Here is a 3,543-nt window from a genome sequence, read left to right on the forward strand (position 1 = left end):
ATCATATTTAATGAAAAGATAGCAAAAGCTCAAAGCAGTGGCAGAAGCGATGCGCTAAGGGCTTATGATGAAATTTACGAGCCAAATTTAAAAGGCTATTGTGTCATGCTAGATGAGAACGGCTCACAGCTTGATAGCCAAGAATTTGCTCAAATTTTAAAATCAAATTCACAGATCAATTTTTTCATAGGTGGAGCTTATGGGCTTAGCCAAAATTTAAAAAACAAGGCACAAAAAGTCGTAAGCTTAAGCAAGATGACTATGGCACACAAAGTCGCCAAGCTCGTACTTTTTGAGCAAATTTTTAGAGGGCTTTGTATCAATGCAAACCACCCATATCACAAATAAAGGAATATAAAATGACTCAAAGCGAGCTAAATTTTTTCAAAAAACTACTTGAAGAGCGAAAATTACAAATCAAAAAAAATATCTATGACTCATCAGTTGAAGTAAGTGGCCTAAGAGATAGCGGCGTGAGCGACGAATTTGACATAGCTTCGATCAACACCGATCAGCTAATCGAACAATCGATCTCCGCTCAACAAAAAGCCGAGCTTTACGAGATCGACGAGGCACTTGAAAAGATCGCAAATAAAACCTATGGAATTTGCGACATGTGCGAGGAGGACATCAGCATACCTCGCCTAAAAGTAAAACCGCATGCAAAATACTGCATAGCTTGTCGTGAGATAATAGAAAAAACAGCAAAAAACTAAGGAGAAAATATGAAAACCAGAAAATTTCTCGTCTACTGCATCATCTACACAGCAGTTGTTGCAGGACTTACCTATTCTCTTAATAGTTCAGACTTCACCTTTGAGCTCTTAGGTCAAGCCATAACCTTGCCAGTAGCTGTCTGGGTGGCACTTCCAGTGGCCATTTTGGCGCTCCTTGCCCTACTTCACATCGCATATCACGGATACGCCTTTTATAGATATAAAAAATGGATAAAAAAAGATAGCCAACTCTACAAAGACCTTGCAAAAGAGACGCTTCTTGGCTTTGAGAGCAACAAAGACTTCAAAACCGATACTTACAAGATCGCCTCACAGCTCACACGCTCTATCTCACCAGTAGGCGAGCTTAAAGATGTTGGTGTTGATGACGGCGAGATAAACAATATCTTACAAACCATAAAAAGCATAAAAAACAAAGAGATCGTCGATCTAAAGAAATTTAGACTAGCAAAAGATAGCAAGCTAAACATCCTAAACGAGCTAAACAAGATCGAGCAGTTGCCTACTTACTATCTTGACGTGCTTAAAAACCAAGAACAAAATGAGAGCCTTAAAAAAGCGGCCTTTAACAAGCTCATAAAAACAGCTTCATTTAGCGAGATCAAAAAAATTGATCCAGAGCTAGCAAGCGAAGATATAATGACCATTATCACGCGTTTTGTAAATGATGAGATCGACCTAAGTAGCGATGAAATTTTTGGTCTTTTAAACAACGCAAAAGTGACAAAAGCACAATACGACAAAGCAGCCATAATGCTTAAAAATAAACTAAAACCAGATGCGTTTATCGGCATTTTTGAGAAGCTAAAAAGCATCCATGCTGACGCTGATGAGGCCTACGTATATGCGCTATTTGAGCTTCAGATGCTTGATAAAGTAAGAGAAGCTATCGAGGGTAGCGACCCAGATGAGTTTAAAGAGATAAAGGTTTTACTATTTTTACGAGATAACGGCAAAATGGTGCCTAGCTCGCTATTTTTTAAATGATAGACTTTAGTAAAAAGCCACTTTTCTTAGCGCCACTTGCTGGTTTTTCTGACCTGCCGTTACGAAGCGTCGTCAAGAAATTTGGCTGCGACGTCACTGTTAGCGAGATGATCAGTGCAAATGCCCTGGTCTATGAGAGCAGTGACAAAACTCTTGAAATGCTTAAAAAATCCCCAAACGAAGAGCCCTACGTCGTCCAGATAGCTGGCAGTGATATAGAAAATTTAAAAAAAGCCGTGCTGATAATCAATAAATTTGATGGGATTTACGGGCTCGATCTAAACTGCGGCTGCCCTGTGCCAAAGGTCGTTAGACAAGGCGCGGGATCGGCTTTACTAAACGATCTTGACAAACTTCAAAGCATCATCTCAGCCATAAAAAGCGTCTCAAACAAAGAGAGCCTAAGCGTTAAATTTAGACTTGGCTTTAACGGCAAAAACGAAGAGAAAATCGCAAAAGCCTGCGAAGAAGCTGGCGCAGACTATATCGCAGTGCACGGGCGCACCAGAGCTGGCGGATACAGCGCAAAGGTTGATTACGAAGCGATCGCTAGAGTAAAGGCAAGCGTGAAAATCCCAGTCGTTGCAAATGGCGATATAAACGCACAAAATGCAGATGAAATTTTAAATTTCACAAAATGCGACGCCCTAATGATCGGCAGAGCAAGCATCGGTAGCCCTTGGATATTTCACGAGATAAAGACCAAAACTAGCGTGGATAAGGCGCTAAAACAAAAGATCATACTAGCCCACTTTGACGCTATGATCGAGCACTACGGCGAGCACGGACTTTGCATATTTAGAAAGCACCTCCACCAATACAGCAAGGGCATAGATGGCGCAACAACCTTTAGAAACGATGTAAATTTCATCAAAGATATGGCAGCGATGAGAGAGCGCATAAGGGAGTTTTTTGCCTAGATGCAAGGCTACATCCTGCGCGTGCAAAAGGTCAGAGACGAGGACCTTTTAGTCTTTGTGCTAACGCCAAATTTGCTCGTAAAGTCGTATAGATTTTTTGGCGCTCGCCACTCAAACATCATGACTGGCTACAAGATCGACTTTGAGCTCGAGCAAGAGGCGAAATTTCTACCAAAGCTTAGAAGCATACTTCATCTTGGCTTTAAATGGCTGCTAGAGCGTGACAAACTCATCATTTGGCAGCAGTTTATGCGCCTACTTTATGATCATCTAAAAGAGGTCGAGCAGCTCGATGAAATTTACTTTAACGAGCTTGATCGCTGTGCCAAACAGATGCAGCTGCAAAATCCAAAACGCCTTATCATCGAAAGCTACGTCAAAATTTTAGAGTTTGAAGGCAGGCTTCACAGCGAGCTTGAGTGCTTTATCTGCGACGAGGAGATAGAAAGCGAGCTATGCCTAACTCGTGGCTTTTTGCCCTCTCACAAGCACTGCCTTGATAGGAGCGAATTTGACGCTAGCAAGATCAAAAATTTATTTGATACAAAAAGCACGATCGAGCTAAATGACGATGAGATAAACCGCCTTTATAAAATTTTACTTGACGGACTTTAGGCTTTTACCTTCGTCCTCTCATCAAATTCTTTTAAAACATCCATTATCTTGCTTGCTAGCCCCTCAAGCGTTTGATCTTTTTTAAGCTCTAAATTTCTAAGCTTTAAAATCCTGGCTAGTATATCTTTTAGATCTTTTTTACCAGATAGTATCTCATCATAATAAGCCTTTGGTATGCCTATCTCGCTTCTATCTTGTTTTGTAAGTATGAGTGTGTCTCTATATACATTAAGAGCCTCGTCAGTTATCCTTGTTGTGCCACCTTGCAGTGCAAGACCTTGCTC

General features: G+C 40.9%; 5 protein-coding genes and 1 pseudogene. 5 read left to right on the forward strand and 1 reads right to left on the reverse strand.

Annotated features, from left to right (window positions below; genetic code table 11):
- The 5 genes from Q0296_RS05035 to recO all read left to right on the forward strand — a co-directional run.
- Window positions 1-348 (forward strand): 23S rRNA (pseudouridine(1915)-N(3))-methyltransferase RlmH (locus tag Q0296_RS05035; protein WP_298037402.1); only part of this gene is annotated, 348 nt, incomplete at its 5' end.
- A gap of 11 nt (window positions 349-359) precedes the next feature.
- Complete coding sequence (gene dksA / locus Q0296_RS05040; RefSeq protein WP_298037403.1) at window positions 360-716, forward strand: RNA polymerase-binding protein DksA; 357 nt, start codon at window positions 360-362, stop codon at window positions 714-716.
- 9 nt (window positions 717-725) lie between these two features.
- Complete coding sequence (locus tag Q0296_RS05045) at window positions 726-1,724, forward strand: LapA family protein (RefSeq protein ID WP_298037406.1); 999 nt, start codon at window positions 726-728, stop codon at window positions 1,722-1,724.
- Window positions 1,721-2,644 (forward strand): tRNA-dihydrouridine synthase, encoded by a 924-nt coding sequence (locus Q0296_RS05050; protein ID WP_298037408.1) that lies wholly within the window; start codon window positions 1,721-1,723, stop codon window positions 2,642-2,644. The genes Q0296_RS05045 and Q0296_RS05050 overlap by 4 nt, the downstream gene beginning before the upstream one ends.
- Window positions 2,645-3,259: a recombination protein RecO gene (gene recO, locus Q0296_RS05055; protein ID WP_012001347.1), complete on the forward strand. Its 615-nt coding sequence runs from the start codon at window positions 2,645-2,647 to the stop codon at window positions 3,257-3,259.
- On the opposite strand, the pseudogene Q0296_RS05060 reads toward recO, so the two are convergent.
- A pseudogene (locus tag Q0296_RS05060) lies at window positions 3,256-3,543 on the reverse strand (hypothetical protein); the annotation flags it as partial. The gene recO and the pseudogene Q0296_RS05060 overlap by 4 nt on opposite strands.

It is taken from the genome of uncultured Campylobacter sp. (assembly GCF_937890585.1).
Classification (GTDB): domain Bacteria; phylum Campylobacterota; class Campylobacteria; order Campylobacterales; family Campylobacteraceae; genus Campylobacter_A.